This window comes from Hamadaea sp. NPDC051192 (assembly GCF_040682475.1).
In the GTDB taxonomy this organism is placed as follows: Bacteria; Actinomycetota; Actinomycetes; order Mycobacteriales; family Micromonosporaceae; genus Hamadaea; species Hamadaea flava.
The window spans coordinates 1-14,759 of the sequence record NZ_JBFBAZ010000172.1 but is presented as its reverse complement, the minus strand read 5'-3'; the positions used below and the strand labels follow the sequence as shown (position 1 = coordinate 14,759).

The following is a 14,759-nucleotide window of genomic DNA, read 5'->3' as shown; positions in this document are numbered from 1 at the left end:
ACGCTGGAGTTGACCGGGAACGCGAAGCGGTGGCTGGCCAAGAAGGGCTGGGACCCGGTGATGGGTGCCCGTCCGCTGCGCCGGACCATTCAGCGGGAGATCGAGGACTCGCTGTCGGAGCGGATCCTGTTCAACGAGCTCAAGTCCGGGCAGAAGGTCGTCGTCGACTGCGAAGGCGACCCGTCCGACATCGAGAACTCCAAGCTCGTCTTCCGCGGATCGATGCGGGAGACCGAGCACGAGGCGGATGCCGAGGCGACTCCGGTCGCCGCGGCGCCGACCGAGTCGGCTGCCTGATAGATCGCGAAACAGCAAAGGGCGGGCCCGCGGGCCCGCCCTTTCTGCATGACTCGATCAGCCGTCGCACGCCCCGGCGCACGATCCCTGGACGTACTGCTCGAGCAGGGCGGGCTGAACGCCGGACTGCTTCATCTTGGTCAGCACCGCCAGGAAGTCGTCCGGGTACGCCGGCCGGAAGTGCATCAGCACGATGTGCCCGGGCTGGATGGTGTGGTTGCTGGTCTGGTACCGGACCTTGCCCTTGTCGACCGTCTCGGTCCAGTAGAAGACCACCTTCTGCCCGCATTCCCGGGCGACCTTCAGGGTGGTGTCGTCGTAGTTGCCGTACGGCGGGCGGAACAGCGTCGGGCGCCGGCCGAAGAGCTTGCCCAGCCGGTCGGCCGCGTCGCAGATCTCGTGGTGCTGGAAGGCGTACGTCTTGCCCTTCAGGGAGGTGTGCGTGATCGTGTGGTTCTCGATCACCGCCCCGGACGCCTGGAGCGCCTTGAAGTAGTCGGTGTGCCCCTCGACGTACTGCAGGGTCAGGAACAGCGTGATGCGTACGCCGGACGCTTTGAGCAGCTGCAACGCCATCGGGTGGCGCGTCGCGCCGTCGTCGATGGTCAGGAAGGCCACCTTCTGCGTCGTCGGCACCTTGAACCACAGCGGCGAACTGGTTCCGGCGTCCACGTTGACGGACGCCGGTGGCGGCAGGGGGCCGAACTTCGGAAGCCGGCTCGTGTACCAGGCCAGATCCTTCACCGTGCTCGGCGTCGGGCTGGGCCGCTTGGTCGGCGAGGACGAAGGCTTGCCCGACGGGCTGTCCGACGGCGACGGTGAGGCCTCGAGCGTCGGATCGAGCGTCGGCTCATCGCCGGCAGGCGCCGAGGTCGGTGGTGGAGCGAAGGTGGGCTGCTTCGACGGTCCGCTGCTGCAGGCAGCCACGACGGCGGTGAGCAGCGCCACGGAGGCGGCGATGCTCAGCCGGAGGCCGGTGTGCGACATAGGACGGTTGCGGCGGGGGCTCACGGGCGAAGCGTAAGCTGGTAGCGCGCTGAGCGCCACCGATCAGGCGACGACTTTAATCACCGAGTCGCGCCGTGTTCATCACCGAATCCTGCCGCGTCTCGCCCGCAAGTGCGAAGCGGTCCCGGCCCGACCGGGTCACCAGGCCGTCGGCGAGCAGGCTGGCCAGGGCTCGGTCGCGTTGCTCCGGCAGATGCCAGAGCAATGCGATTCGGTCGCTCGGCACCGGTTCACTGCTCCCCCGCAGCTCGGCCATGATCAATCCCCGAACCTGCCGGTCCGTGCCCGCGTACCCCTGCGGTCGGCGCGAGGGTCCGGTGCTCGCCGGCCGGCCCGCGGCCAGCCAGGCACACGAGCTGGTCAGTGGGCAGTCCGCGCAGTTCTGGTTACGGGCCGTGCAGATCACTGCCCCCAGCTCCATGTACGCCGCACTGACGCGGGCGGCGACCGCTGGTTCGGCCGGCAGCAACCCCTCGACCAAGGCGAGATCGGCCGGTGTGGTCGCGGGACCGGGCTCGGCCGCCCCGCTGACCGCGCGGGCAGCCAGTCGTCGCACGTTCACGTCGACCACCGGGTGCCGCTGCCCGTACGCGAACGCGGCGACCGCGCGAGCGGTGTAATCCCCGATGCCGGGCAGCGCCAGCAGCTGCTCCAGCCGGGAGGGCACCTCGCCGTCGTGGCGTTCGACGATCGCCTCCGCACAGGCGTGCAACCGCATCGCCCGGCGCGGGTAGCCGAGCCGACCCCAGGCGCGGATGGCGTCGGCGGCGGTGTCCGCCGCGAGATGAGCCGGGGTGGGCCAGCGGCGTACCCAGTCGGTCCAGACCGGCAGGACGCGGCTGACCGGCGTCTGCTGGAGCATCACCTCGCTGACGAGGATCGGCCACGCCCCCACACCGGGTACGCGCCACGGCAGGTCACGGGCGTTGCGCTCGAACCAGTCCAGAGCGACCTCGGCGATCGGCATGTCCCCCACCCTACGTGCCGTCCCGGAGGGTGGACGGAGCACAATGCACCGATGACCGAACTCGCCGTCACCGTGCTCGGGCACGACCGTCCGGGCATCGTCGCCGACGTCACCGGAGTCCTCTCGACGCTCGGGGCGAACCTCACCGACTCGACGATGACCCGGTTGCGTGGGCACTTCGCGATGACCCTGATCTGCGCCGGAGAACTGTCCGTCGGGCAGGTCGAGGAGGCGCTGCGCCCGCTGACCGCCGACGGCCGCCTGCTCGTCGGCGTACGCGAGGTCGGCGCGGACGAGGACAGCCCGAGCGCCGGCGTTCCCCACCTGGTGAGCGTGCACGGCGCCGACCGGCTCGGCATCGTGGCGGCGGTGACCCGGGCGCTGGCCGAGGCCGGCGGCAACATCACCGATCTCTCGACCCGGCTGGTCGGGCCGCTCTACGTGCTGGTGGCCGAGGTCGAGCTGCCGAAGGACAGCACCGAGGCGGTCGCCGCCCGGCTGGCCGAGGTCAGCGAGGAACTGGGCGTCGAGGTGACGCTCCGGCGGACCGAGGCGGACCTGCTGTGACCTCCGACAACGAGCTGGCCCGCTACGAGTCGCTGGGCGTCGAGGGTGTCGTCCGGCCGGTGCTGACCGCACCTCATCCGGCGCTGGCGCGACCGGGTGAGCTGGTCGACCCGACCGACCCCGAGGTGGTACGCCTCGCCGCCGACCTCTTCGCGACGATGCGCGTCTCCCCCGGCTGTGTCGGGCTGGCCGCGCCGCAGATCGGCGTCTCGGCCCGGCTGTTCGTCGTGGACGTCACCGGGCATCCCAAGAGCAACACCGTGCACGGGGCGTACGCCCTGGCCAACGCCGAGATCGTCGAGGCCACCCGCTGGCGGCCCGGTCGCGAGGGCTGCATGTCGGTGCCCGACCTGACCGGGGACGTCAAACGAGCCAGCCGCGTCGTCGTGGTGGGGGAGGCGCCCGGTACCGGCGCGAAGATCACGCTCACGACCGACGCCTTCGAGGCTCGCGCGCTCCAGCACGAGATCGACCACTGTGCCGGCCTGCTGTTCCTCGACCGGGTCAGCGGCGCGCACGCCCTCTATCAGCGCAAGGTCTACTTGTGACTGTCGGCCGTCCGGTGGTGTGTCGACGCTTTGCGCAGGAGCGCCCTGGCATTAGCGTGTGGGCATTATGAGACTCACGGTGGGTCCGTTGCCGGCTGCTGTCTATTGGCGTCGGCGCGCGGTAGTGCTCGGAGGCGTGCTGATCGTCGCACTCCTCGTCTCATACGCGTGCACGTCGGGGCCTAAGACCTCGGCGTCGGGCAATCCCAGTTCGACGAAGAGTCCCAGCGCCGCGGCGACGGGGAACAACGTCCCCGCCAACGAGGTCTCTCCGACGGCGAGCCCGTCCGCCTCGGCCGCGCCGACCCAGACCGCGCTGGCCAGCGACGAACCCGTGGACCCGCGCGCGTGCACGGACGCCGAGCTGAAGGTGACCGCGAAGCCGGTTCAGACCAGCGTCAACCGGGGCGCCAGCGTCTTGATCTATCTGTACATCAAGAACGTGTCCAACCGGACCTGCACCCGTGACATCGGGCCAGACCTGCAGGAGCTGCGGGTGGTTCAGGGCGCGGAGAAGATCTGGTCCTCCGACGACTGCGACCCGCCCCGGGGCACGAACGTGCACACCTTCCAGCAGGGGCTGGAGGTGTCGTTCAACGTCGAGTGGAACGGCAAGCTCAGCACCTCGTGCAGCACGACGGCGAAGCGTACGCCGACCGGGCCGGCACCCGATCCGGGCAAGTATCAGGTCGTCGGCCGGGTCGGTACGAAGCTGAGCGACGGGTTCACCCTCACCATCAAGTGAGGCGTCAGACGTAACGCTCCAGGATGGACGCCTCCGCGAGGCGGGACAGCCCTTCGCGTACGCCTCGGGCGCGAGCGTCGCCCACCCCGTCGACCGCCTGAAGATCCTCGACCGTCGCTCCGAGCAGCCGCTGCAGGCTGCCGAAATGGTCGACGAGCCGGTCGACGACCGCCCCGGGCAGCCGGGGGACCTTGGCGAGCAGCCGGAAGCCGCGCGGGCTGACGGCGGCGTCGAGCGCCTCGGTGGAAGCCGGGTAGCCCATCGCGCGGGCGACCGCCACGAGGTCGATCAGCTCGGTGGCGCTGAGCATGTCCAGCTCCACCAGCGCCTCATCCGCCGTACGCGCCTTGCGGCCGGTCGGCAGGTAGTCGCGGATCACGAGGGTGCGGTCGGCGTCGACGCCCGCCATCAGCTCGTCGAGCTGGAGCGACAGCAGCCGGCCGTCGGTGCCCAGTTCCACCACGTAACCCGCGATCTCGTCGGAGATCCGGCGGACCATCTCCAGGCGCTGCACGACGGCCAACGCGTCGCGTACCGTCACGAGGTCCTCGATCTCGAGTGCGGACAGCGTGCCGCTGACCTCGTCGAGCCGGAGCTTGTAGCGCTCCAGCGTGGCCAGGGCCTGGTTGGCCCGGGAGAGGATGGCGGCCGAGTCGTCGAGGACGTGGCGGGTGCTGTTGATGTAGAGCCCGATGATGCGCATGGACTGGCTGACCGAGATGACCGGGAAGCCGGTCTGCTTGGCCACCCGCTCGGCGGTGCGGTGCCGGGTGCCGGACTCCTCGGACGGGATGGAGGGGTCGGGCATCAGGTGGACCGCGGCGCGCAGGATGCGGGTGCCGTCCGTCGACAGCACGACGGCACCGTCCATCTTGCACAGCTCGCGGAGCCGCGTCGCGGAGAACTCCACGTCGAGCGGGAAACCGCCGGTGCAGATGGACTCGACCGTCTTGTCGTGACCGAGCACGATCAGCGCACCCGTCCGCCCACGGAGGATGCGTTCGAGGCTGTCGCGCAGCGGGGTGCCCGGGGCCATCCGGGCGAGGGTGGCCCGGATCGGATCGCCACCCATGGCGTTCCAGCTCGGTTCGCGTTCGCTCGGCACGGCCACAGTCTACGGGGTTCGCTCGGCGGCGAGCAGCGCCGACATCTTGAGGGCTTCCGGCAGATCCGCGACCTCGTGCACCTTCAGACCGGCCGGGCCCGTTCCCTTGGCGGGCGCGCAGCCGGCCGGCACCAGGGCCACGGTGAAGCCCAGGCGGGCGGCCTCGGCGAGGCGCTGCGAGACGTTGCCGATCCGCCGGATCTCCCCGGTCAGGCCGACCTCGCCGACGGCCACGAGGTTGGGGACGGTGGCGAGGTTCACCTTGGCCGACGCGATGGCCAGCGCCATGGCGAGGTCGACCGAAGGCTCGGTGACTTTGATGCCGCCCACGGTCGAGGCGAACACCTCGCGTTCGTGCAGACCCTTGCCCGGACCTCGACGTTCCAGGACGGCGAGCAGCATGGCCAGCCGGGCCGAGTCGAGGCCGGAGACGGTCCGCCGGGGCGAGCCGTTGGCCGGGCTCGCGCCGATGAGCGCCTGGACCTCGGTGACCAGCGCGCGGCGGCCCTCCATCACCACGGTGCAGCAGGTGCCGGGCACGGGCTCGGCATGCCGGGTCATGAACAGCCCCGAGGGATCGGGCAGCGAGGCGATGCCGGTCTCGTGCATCTCGAAGCAGCCGACCTCGTCCACACTGCCGAAGCGGTTCTTGAGCCCTCGGACGAGCCGGAGCGAGGAGTGCTTGTCCCCCTCGAACTGCAGCACGACGTCGACCAGGTGCTCCAGCACGCGCGGCCCCGCGACGTTGCCGTCCTTGGTGACGTGGCCCACGAGGATCGTCGCGATGCCGCGCTCCTTCGCCGTCGCGATCAGCGCCGCGGTCACCGCCCGGACCTGGGTGACCCCACCCGGTACGCCGTCGGAGGTGGGCGAGGAGAAGGTCTGGACACTGTCGACGATGAGCAGGCCGGGCCGGACCGCGTCGACGTGGCCGAGCAGCGCCGCGAGATCGGTCTCGGCCGCCAGGTAGAGGCGCTCGTGGAGGGTCTGCATCCGTTCGGCCCGCAGCCGGACCTGGCTGACCGACTCCTCGCCGCTGACGACCAGCGAATTGCTCCCGGAATGGACGGCCCATTGCTGGGCCACGTCGAGGAGCAGCGTGGACTTGCCGACCCCGGGTTCGCCGGCGAGCAGCACGACGCCGCCCGGCACCAGACCCCCACCCAGTACGCGATCCAGCTCGCTGACATGGGTCGGGACGGCTCGGGCCGGAACGGGGCTGATCTCAGCGATCGGCCGGGCGGGCTCGCCGGGCATGCGCGGTGCGATCTGGCGCAACGCCATCGGGGCGGCCGCGGCCGGGGCCGACTCCACGACCGAGCCCCACTCGCCGCACTCCGGGCAGCGGCCCACCCACTTCGGCGGCTGGTAGCCGCAGGCGTCGCAGAGGAACGCGGGCCGGGGAGCCTTCGCCGGCGCCTTGGTCGGTCGGGTCACGTCGAGAACCGTAGCGTCCCCTTACGACAAACGAGGGCGGACCCGACCGGGCCCGCCCTCGTTTCAGCGAAAGGTGCTACTCGTGCTTGACCTCTATCGAAGCGCGGGGCTGCGGCGAGAGCGGGTTCGACAGCGGCACCCGGCAGATGGCCTGGCCGTTGGCGAAGACGCAGGAGTCGTTCGGGCGCGCCGTCGGGGCCGCGTCGGCCGCCGGCGAGGCGGGCGTCTGGTTGAGCTGCAGGTCGGTGCCCACCGTGAACTGGAAGGCGACGCTGCGGACCAGGTCGCCGGGCTTGAGGGCCTCGGTCAGGCCCTGCAGGACGAGCGACTGGCCCTCGCCCTGGCCGAAGGAGACGAAGCCGCCCGACGGGATCGTGAAGGTGGCCGGGCCGCTGGGGGCGGCACTGGTCGCCGACGGGCTCGCCTTCGGGCTCGCCGACCCGGTCGCGGTCGGGCTGGCCGTGCCGGTGGCGGTCGGGCTGGCGGTGGCCGTGGGGGACGGGGACTCGGTGGGCTGAGCGGACGCGCCGCCCTTGCCCACGGTCACCGAGGCGGCCGCACCGGGCGCGGTGACGGCGACCTTCAGCGGCTGCGGGGTGTCGTTGAAGATGCCGACCTGCAGCTGGGCCGAGCCGCCCTTGGCGTACCCCTTGTTGGTGTCGTAGACGACGGCGAGATCGCGGAGCGCGATGCTGCCGCCCTGCGTCGCGGGGTTGCTGCTGTTCACGTTGAACGTCTGGTTCACGCCAGGCACCGCGGGCGCCATGTACGCCGTCTGCGTGACCTGTCCGGCGCTGCAAGCGCCCAGGGCGGTGGTCGCCGCGGCCAGGGCGGCGAGCGCGATGGCCCGGCCCGTGCTCTTCCGGGCGAACCGGGCGGGGAGCTCAGTCACGCGCGTCACGTCGGTCCTCCTCAGACCCATGAAGGCTGTGCGCTCAGGGGGGCCGGCGACGGCCGGTCTACGGGCGCAATTCCTTCGACAGACTAGTTGGCGGAGATCCGCTGCCTTCGCCGACCCGCCCATCCGCTCAGGCTGAGTTAGAGGAGTGCAAATACGGCCAGGCCAGTAAGGATGGCGCCGGCGGCGCGGGCGCGGGACTCGCCGAGGCGCTGCGGCAGCCCGCGTACGCCGGTCGCGTCGTCCATCTCCAGATCGGGGACGGCGTTGAGTAGATGAGCCGCCCCGCCGAAGCAGGCTGCCGCCACCACGAGCTGTCCCGGCGGGGTGGCCGGGACGGCGGCGATGATGAACATCGGGATCGCGGCGAACGACACCAGGTACGGGACGATCGAGAAGACGGTGCCCTTGAGCGGCCAGTTGTAGAGCTGGGCGCTGACCAGTCCGACGACGGCCGCGCCGGCCGCCAGGGGACGCGTGGACGAGACGGCCAAGGCGATCATGGCGAGCGAGGCGATCAGGGCGGCGGTGGCGACCCACGGCCGGCCCTGGGGCCATTCGAGGGCCAGCGGCTTGTCGGCTCGGCGTACGGCCCGGTCCCGGTCGGCGTCGATCGCGTCGTTGGCCCAGCCCACGGCCAGTTGACTCGTCCCGACCACCCCGGCGACGAGGAGCACCCCGGCCGTGCGGTGCCCCACCGCGTACGCGATGAGGCCGCTCAGGATGGTGACGGCGGCGACGGGAGCGGGATGGCAGCAGCGCAGCAACGCCGAGACGGGCCGTAGCGCGCTCCCGGTGCTCCCCGCGCTCATGAAGTGCTCGGTGGGGGACTGACCGAGGCGACGTTCGCCGAGGAGGCGATCACCGAGGCGCTCGCCGTGGCCGAGACGTCGGCGACCGACGGACTGGCGCCCGCGGACGTCGAGGCCGTGGCGGAGGCCGTGACGACGGTGTTGCCGGTCGGCGGCACGCTCTTGGCCGGCATCGGGGTCGGGTTGTCCCGGGGCGACATCACCCCGCTCCAGGTGACCGCGATGAGACCGACCAGGGTGATCAGCACGGCGATGGCGAGGATCAGCAGCGGGAGCAGCGCGGACGGCTCGTCCGGATCGTCGATCCGCTCAGGCAGGTGCAGGCGGCGGCGCCAGACTCGCATCCGCTCGGCCCGGCGGGCCCGGCGGGCGGCCCGGCGCAGTTCGCGACGGACGATCTCGGCCTCTTCATCGAGCTCTGCCGGATCGTCCGGGATCACGACCTCGCCCCATTCGGGTGGAAGGTCGGGAAGCCCGTTCCCCAGCGTGCCCATCGCCCCGGACTCCTCCTGCATGGTGGCTTTCAGTGTGCCGCTGCGGGCGGCCGAGCGCCAGACGTTCTTCGCCTCGACGTTCGGGACTTTCGGTCAACTTCCGGGCACTCTCCGTCACCAACGGCTCCCCTGGCATCCTTGGGATACCCACCTAAACCGGTCGTCATGCCTCTTCTTCGCGGATCCCGCAAGCCGGAGTGCTCACTATTACAGGCACTGTGAGCTGCGCTAACGGTGAGACGCAGGGTGGGACATCAGTGCGGAGCCGTGTTACCCTAGACACAGCGAAAGGGGTTTCGTACCTATGGTTTTCAGTGTCGGCGAGACCGTTGTCTACCCCCACCACGGGGCCGCACTCATCGAGGCTATCGAGACTCGCATCATCAAGGGTGAGGAAAAGCAGTACCTCGTCCTTCGTGTCGCTCAAGGCGATCTGACGGTGCGCGTCCCCGCTGAGAACGCCGAGATCGTCGGCGTGCGCGAGGTCGTTGGAGAAGAGGGCCTGACCAAGGTCTTCGATGTCCTGCGAGCTCCGCACACCGAGGAGCCGACCAACTGGTCGCGGCGTTACAAGGCGAACCTGGAGAAGCTGGCCTCCGGCAATCCGCTCAAGGTCGCCGAGGTCGTGCGAGACCTCTGGCGGCGCGAGCGCGAGCGTGGCCTCTCGGCCGGAGAGAAGCGCATGCTCGCGAAGGCTCGCGACATCCTCGTCGGCGAGGTGGCTCTCGCCGAGCGGAGCACCAAGGACGAGGCTGAGGTTCTGCTCGACAAGGTGCTGCACGAGGCATAACACCCCCGTGATCGAAAAACTCGCAGACCGCGGCATCACCACATCAAGTGGTGATGCCGCGGTTCTCGTTCCCGCCGCGGGGGCCGGCGTACGGCTCGGTGGCGACGTTCCCAAGGCTCTGCGTGAACTGCGCGGCGAATCATTGCTCGTGCACGCGGTCAAGCGGGCGGCCGCCGCGGCGTCGGTCCGGTTGATCGTCGTCGCCGCTCCCCCGCACCTCGTCAGCGAGGTCCGAGAGCTGCTGACGGGGGTCGACGCGGACCTGGTCGTGGTGGCCGGTGGAGCCAGCCGTCAAGACTCCGTCGCCCGAGCCCTGGCGGTCGTCCCCGAGGGGATCGACATCGTGCTCGTCCACGACGCCGCTCGGGCGCTCACCCCGCCGGAGTTGGTCGACGCCGTCGCCTCAGCGGTACGCGCTGGGCACGGCGCGGTCATCCCGGTGCTTCCGGTGGTCGACACGATCAAGCGCGTCGACTCGAACGGAGACGTCGCCGCGACCGTCGACCGCAGCGAGCTGCGAGCCGTGCAGACTCCGCAGGGTTTCCGGCGTGAGGTGCTGGTCAAGGCACACGCGGAAGCGGGCGGTGAGCATACCGACGACGCCGGGATGGTGGAGCGGCTCGGCCTGCCGGTGCACTGCGTACCGGGGTCGGAGCTGGCCCTCAAGATCACCCGTCCGGTCGATCTGATCATCGCCGAAGCACTACTGACGGCGGAGGTGGCCCCGTGAGGGTCGGCATCGGCACTGACATCCACGCGTTCGGCGAAGACCGCGAGTGCTGGGTCGCCGGGTTGCACTGGCCGGGCGAGCGTGGCCTCGACGGGCACTCCGACGGCGACGTCGCCGCCCACGCGGCCTGCAACGCGCTGTTCACCGCGGCCGGGCTGGGCGATCTCGGCGCCAACTTCGGCGTCGACCGGCCCGAGTTCCGGGGGGCGGCCGGCGTGACGCTCCTGGCCGAGGCGGCCCGGCTGGTTCGAGCCGCCGGATTCGAGATCGGCAACGTCTCCGTGCAGGTCATCGGAGTGGCCCCGCGGATCGGCAAGCGTCGGGCGGAAGCGGAGAAGGTGCTCTCCGAAGCGGCGGGCGCGCCGATCACCCTGTCCGGCGCGACTACGGACGGGCTCGGTTTCACCGGCCGCGCCGAAGGGCTGGCGGCGGTTGCGGTCGCCCTCCTGACTCTGGCGCGTCCCACCGGCACCGGACTCGGCTGGCCTCGCACCCCCTGACGCCCGCTCGCGCGCGCCCGCTCGCGCGCCCCGCGCGGTATTACCTGTGGATCACGGTCACGCAGGCTAAAGGCCGCTCGGGAAGCCTGCATAACCGTGATCTGCAGCCAGCAAGAGCGCGGGGGGCAAGCTCGACGAGCGTCAGCCGGCGCCGTCCGGCCGAGCGGCCCCGGGCCGAGCCCACGTCCACGCGTACGCGTCGTCTTCGCAAGCGAGTCCGGCGTCGCACAGGTCGAGGGGCCGGAACGTGTCGACCATGACGGCCAGCTCGTCGAAGTAGTCCGCGCCGATCGCGCGCTCGGGCGCACCGGGCTGGGGTCCGTGGGTGAAGCCGGACGGGTGCAGCGAGATGGAGCCCTGTTCGATGCCGGAGCCGCGGCGCGCCTCGTAGTTCCCGCCGGTGTAGAAGAGCATCTCGTCGGAGTCGACGTTGTGGTGGTTGTACGGCACCGGGATCGCCAGCGGGTGGTAGTCGACCTTGCGCGGGACGAACGAGCAGATCACGAAGTTCGGGCCTTGGAAGGTCTGGTGTACGGGCGGCGGCTGGTGGATCCGGCCGGTGATGGGCTCGAAGTCGTGGATGGAGAACGCCCACGGGTAGAGGTGCCCGTCCCAGCCCACCACGTCGAACGGGTGGTGGGCGTAGGTGAACTTCGTCCATCCGCGCCGATGCTGGACCAGGACGTCGACGTCGGTCTCGTCGACGAGCAGCGGCGCCGACGGGCCTCGGACGTCCCGTTCGCAGTACGGCGAGTGCTCCAGGAACTGGCCGCGTACGGAGAGGTAGCGCTTGGGCGGGCCGATGTGCCCGGTCGCCTCGATCGCCAGGATCCGGACCGGCGCGCCGATCGGCACCACGCGGTAGATCACCGAGGTCGGGATGATCACGTAGTCGCCTTCGCCCGCTTCGAGCAGCCCGAACGAGGTCTCGAAGACGGCTCGGCCGGATTCCAGGTAGAGGCACTCGTCGCCGACCGCGTTCCGGTAGAGCGGAGACGGGGTATCGGCGACCACGTAGGAGATGCGTACGTCGTCGTTGGCGAGCAGGTGCTGGCGACCGGTGACCGCCTCGGCGCCGCCGACCTCCAGCTTGTGCGTCTGCAGGTGGCGAGGCTTCAGCGGGCGGTTGGGCACGCGGCTCCAGGCCGGCGGGTCGTACGCCTCGGCCGCCACGATCGCCGTCGGGAGGTACCGGTGGTAGAGCAGCGAGGAGTCGGAGGAGAACCCCTCCTGGCCCATCAGCTCCTCGGCGTACAGCGTGCCGTCCGGCTGGCGGAACTGAGTATGTCGCTTTCGTGGGATCTCCCCGACGCTCCGGTAGTACGGCATCGTGACCTCCCAAGATTGCCCGCTGTGCATACTCGATCGTCCGATTATCGGACAGACTTGTCCGCTCCGCAAAGCATCCGCTAGATTGCCTGATCATGTCAACGGCGGCGAGCGCATCAGTCCCACCGCTCCTGAAGCGGTTGCTCGACGATGCCGCCGTGTTCCCGCCGGGCAACGCGACGCTGCCGCAGGCCTTCACCGGGCATCGAGAGCACCGCTCCGCCTGGTACGCCGCCCTCGTCGGAGTGCTCCTCTTGCCGGCGTCCGGGTTGAAGGAAGCCGCCACCCAGCTGCGCGAGGACGAGCGGATCGAGGTCGGCGTCATCGGCGACCTCCCCTTACCCCAGTTGTCCACCGCTCTCTCGGGGGTCGATCCCCGGATGTCGGTGCAACAAGTGGAGACGGCCGTCGCCAAGCGCGGCGAGGATCCCCAGCCGGGCCTGAGAGCGCTGCTCGCGATGCTCGCCGAGCACGACCTCATGGGATACGCCGAGATCCCGCTGACCTGGGGATTGCTGGACGCTCTGGACACCGTCGCCGAAGCACGCGCCGCCGGCCAGCCGGTCGCGGCGAAGTTCCGCACCGGGGGCCTGGCCGCCGAACTGTTCCCCACTCCGATGGAACTCGCCGCGGTGATCTGCGCCTGCCGCGACCGTGCGCTGCCGTTCAAGCTCACCGCCGGGCTGCACCATGCTGTGCGCCACACCGATCCGGAGACCGGCTTCGTCCACCACGGTTTCCTCAACGTGCTCGCGGGCGCCTGCGCCGCCGCGGAGGGCGCCGAGGTCGCCGACGTCGCGGCCGTGATCGGGACGACTCAGCCGCTGACCTTGATGGAGGCGGCGCGTACTCGCCGTCACGCCGAGCGCCCGCTCTGGGTCGGCTACGGCACCTGTTCGATCGCCGAGCCGCTGGAAGACCTGATCCAGCTCGGTCTGCTCGGCTTGTAACCCGGGAGGGTCAGTGCTCGATCACCTGCCGTATGGCGTCTTTCGGCGTACTGGGGAAACCCGGTGCGCGGCCCGCTGGGGCGATCACCTGATCGATCTCCACGCGGCGGAGACGCGCGGGTCGATCTCCGCCGGCGGCGCACTGCTCGCGCCCACCCTCCAGAAGTTCCTGGCCGCGGGCCCAGACATCTGGCAACGGGTACGCCGAGAGCTGCTGGATCTGGTCAGCAGCCCTGCGCTCGCAGAACTCCTGGTCCCGTTGAGCGAGGTCGAGCTGGTGCTGCCGTTCGAGGTGGCCGACTACGTCGACTTCTACTCCTCCGAACACCACGCGTCGAACGTCGGCCGGATCTTCCGGCCGGGCCAGCCGCCGGTGCCGCCGAACTGGCGTCACCTGCCGATCGGTTACCACGGACGAGCCGGCACCGTAGTGGTGTCGGGTACCGAGATCACCCGGCCGTCCGGCCTGCTCTCCCCGGGCGTCGTCGGGCCGTGCCGCCGCCTCGACATCGAGGCCGAGGTCGGCTTCGTCGTCGGTACGCCCTCCGAGCTGGGCACTCCGGTGCCGCCGGAGGACTTCGCGCGGCACGTCTTCGGGGTGGTGCTGGTCAACGACTGGTCCGCCCGCGACATCCAGGCGTTCGAGTACCAGCCGTTGGGGCCGTTCCTCGGCAAATCCTTTGCGACGTCTGTGTCGGCGTGGATCACCCCGCTCGCCGCGCTCGCCGACGCCTGGGTCGCCGCGCCGACGCAGGATCCGCCGGTCGTGGACCATCTCGCGGACTCCCCGCATCTCGGGCTCGACTTGCGGATGACCGTCACCTGGAACGGGGCGGAGGTCAGCCGGCCGCCGTTCGCCTCGATGTACTGGACGCCGGCTCAGCAGTTGGCACACCTCACGAGCAACGGGGCCAGTCTGCGTACGGGGGACTTGTTCGCCTCCGGAACGGTGTCCGGTCCCGAACGGAATCAGGTCGGTTCGTTCCTCGAACTCACCTGGGGTGGCACCGAACCGAGGGAAATTTCGGGGGAGCAGCGCACCTTCCTGGAAGCCGGCGACGAGGTCCTGATCAGCGCGTACGCCCCCGGACCGGACGGGTCCCGGGTGGATCTCGGATCGGTAGCGGGAAAGATTCGAGATAATTGATTTGCGGTCCCTGCGGGGTCTGCGTAATGTTCTCTCTGCCAGCGCGGAACGGACAAACGAGCCGGAAACACTCGGATCGGAAGGCCGGAGCGGGGCAGGCTACAACCGGGCGGTGCGGGGTTGACTTCGCGAAATTGACCGGCTAAAGTAGTCAAGCCAGCAAGGAGCGGCGGATCATGTCTCCGAGCCACGTTTGCTGGATCCCCCTGGAAACACAGCATCACTACTCGTGGTGTGCGTCTCTATGGGAACCGGGCGAGGCGGGTTGACACCGCGAACTCGACCGAGTAAGTTAGACGAGTTGCCCCGAGCAAGATCCCACAATGTGGGATCACGGTCCGGTGTGTGCTTGTTCTTTGAGAACTCAACAGGGTGCTTGTAAAGCCAGTGCCAAAGTAGCGGATTCTGCTTCGGTGGGATCGCACATTTTTCATC

The 14,759-nt window shown here is 70.0% G+C and carries 16 protein-coding genes and 1 pseudogene; 9 read left to right on the top strand and 8 right to left on the bottom strand.

Annotation, left to right across the window (positions count from 1 at the left end; all coding sequences use genetic code 11):
• Window positions 1–297: pseudogene (locus AB0M47_RS38050) on the top strand (NDP-hexose 4-ketoreductase); the annotation flags it as partial.
• Window positions 298–354: 57 nt separating this feature from the next.
• Here AB0M47_RS38050 and AB0M47_RS38045 read toward each other — a convergent pair.
• Together AB0M47_RS38045 and AB0M47_RS38040 are read right to left on the bottom strand one after the other, a co-directional pair.
• On the bottom strand, window positions 355–1,308 hold the full coding sequence (locus AB0M47_RS38045; RefSeq protein WP_363422864.1) for a polysaccharide deacetylase family protein: 954 nt from the start codon (window positions 1,306–1,308) through the stop codon (window positions 355–357).
• A 52-nt stretch (window positions 1,309–1,360) separates the two neighbouring features.
• Entirely contained in the window at window positions 1,361–2,272 is a 912-nt protein-coding gene (locus AB0M47_RS38040; protein ID WP_363422862.1) for an A/G-specific adenine glycosylase, read from the bottom strand.
• A 51-nt stretch (window positions 2,273–2,323) separates the two neighbouring features.
• On the opposite strand from AB0M47_RS38040, the gene AB0M47_RS38035 reads away from it, so the two are divergent.
• The 3 genes from AB0M47_RS38035 (at window position 2,324) to AB0M47_RS38025 (ending at window position 4,132) form a co-directional block, all read left to right on the top strand.
• A complete protein-coding gene (locus tag AB0M47_RS38035) occupies window positions 2,324–2,839 on the top strand; it encodes an ACT domain-containing protein (protein ID WP_363422860.1) in 516 nt (171 codons plus the stop codon).
• Window positions 2,836–3,387 carry a peptide deformylase gene (def, locus tag AB0M47_RS38030; RefSeq protein ID WP_363422858.1) on the top strand — a complete coding sequence of 184 codons (552 nt, stop codon included), beginning with the start codon at window positions 2,836–2,838 and terminating at the stop codon, window positions 3,385–3,387. Before AB0M47_RS38035 ends, def begins: the two co-directional genes overlap by 4 nt.
• Window positions 3,388–3,454: 67 nt before the next feature.
• Window positions 3,455–4,132, top strand: a complete 678-nt coding sequence (locus tag AB0M47_RS38025; RefSeq protein WP_363422856.1) for a hypothetical protein — start codon at window positions 3,455–3,457, stop codon at window positions 4,130–4,132.
• Between the two features lie 4 nt (window positions 4,133–4,136).
• Here AB0M47_RS38025 and disA read toward each other — a convergent pair whose 3' ends face one another.
• The 5 genes from disA to AB0M47_RS38000 form a co-directional block, all read right to left on the bottom strand.
• Complete coding sequence (disA, locus tag AB0M47_RS38020; RefSeq protein ID WP_253763720.1) at window positions 4,137–5,204, bottom strand: DNA integrity scanning diadenylate cyclase DisA; 1,068 nt, start codon at window positions 5,202–5,204, stop codon at window positions 4,137–4,139.
• Between the two features lie 42 nt (window positions 5,205–5,246).
• Entirely contained in the window at window positions 5,247–6,674 is a 1,428-nt protein-coding gene (gene radA / locus AB0M47_RS38015; protein WP_363422854.1) for a DNA repair protein RadA, read from the bottom strand.
• Window positions 6,675–6,750: 76 nt separating this feature from the next.
• Window positions 6,751–7,566 carry a hypothetical protein gene (locus AB0M47_RS38010; protein ID WP_363422852.1) on the bottom strand — a complete coding sequence of 272 codons (816 nt, stop codon included), beginning with the start codon at window positions 7,564–7,566 and terminating at the stop codon, window positions 6,751–6,753.
• 146 nt (window positions 7,567–7,712) lie between these two features.
• Window positions 7,713–8,384 (bottom strand): UbiA family prenyltransferase, encoded by a 672-nt coding sequence (locus AB0M47_RS38005; protein WP_363422851.1) that lies wholly within the window; start codon window positions 8,382–8,384, stop codon window positions 7,713–7,715.
• Complete coding sequence (locus tag AB0M47_RS38000) at window positions 8,381–8,899, bottom strand: hypothetical protein (RefSeq protein WP_363422849.1); 519 nt, start codon at window positions 8,897–8,899, stop codon at window positions 8,381–8,383. The genes AB0M47_RS38005 and AB0M47_RS38000 overlap by 4 nt, the downstream gene beginning before the upstream one ends.
• Before the next feature lie 283 nt (window positions 8,900–9,182).
• Between AB0M47_RS38000 and AB0M47_RS37995 the strand changes: the two genes are divergently transcribed.
• Genes AB0M47_RS37995 through ispF form a run of 3 tightly spaced genes read left to right on the top strand, consistent with a single transcriptional unit; the run spans window position 9,183 to window position 10,898 of the window.
• Entirely contained in the window at window positions 9,183–9,668 is a 486-nt protein-coding gene (locus tag AB0M47_RS37995; RefSeq protein WP_027346704.1) for a CarD family transcriptional regulator, read from the top strand.
• Window positions 9,669–9,675: 7 nt separating this feature from the next.
• Window positions 9,676–10,398: a 2-C-methyl-D-erythritol 4-phosphate cytidylyltransferase gene (gene ispD, locus AB0M47_RS37990; protein ID WP_253758701.1), complete on the top strand. Its 723-nt coding sequence runs from the start codon at window positions 9,676–9,678 to the stop codon at window positions 10,396–10,398.
• Complete coding sequence (gene ispF / locus AB0M47_RS37985; RefSeq protein WP_363422846.1) at window positions 10,395–10,898, top strand: 2-C-methyl-D-erythritol 2,4-cyclodiphosphate synthase; 504 nt, start codon at window positions 10,395–10,397, stop codon at window positions 10,896–10,898. The genes ispD and ispF overlap by 4 nt, the downstream gene beginning before the upstream one ends.
• Before the next feature lie 141 nt (window positions 10,899–11,039).
• Here the strand turns inward: ispF and AB0M47_RS37980 are convergent, their stop codons facing one another.
• Window positions 11,040–12,227: a homogentisate 1,2-dioxygenase gene (locus AB0M47_RS37980; protein ID WP_363422844.1), complete on the bottom strand. Its 1,188-nt coding sequence runs from the start codon at window positions 12,225–12,227 to the stop codon at window positions 11,040–11,042.
• 95 nt (window positions 12,228–12,322) lie between these two features.
• On the opposite strand from AB0M47_RS37980, the gene AB0M47_RS37975 reads away from it, so the two are divergent.
• Both AB0M47_RS37975 and AB0M47_RS37970 read left to right on the top strand, forming a co-directional pair.
• On the top strand, window positions 12,323–13,177 hold the full coding sequence (locus AB0M47_RS37975; RefSeq protein WP_363422842.1) for a hypothetical protein: 855 nt from the start codon (window positions 12,323–12,325) through the stop codon (window positions 13,175–13,177).
• 13 nt (window positions 13,178–13,190) lie between these two features.
• A complete protein-coding gene (locus AB0M47_RS37970) occupies window positions 13,191–14,324 on the top strand; it encodes a fumarylacetoacetate hydrolase family protein (protein ID WP_363422840.1) in 1,134 nt (377 codons plus the stop codon).
• The last annotated feature ends 435 nt before the right edge of the window (window positions 14,325–14,759 follow it).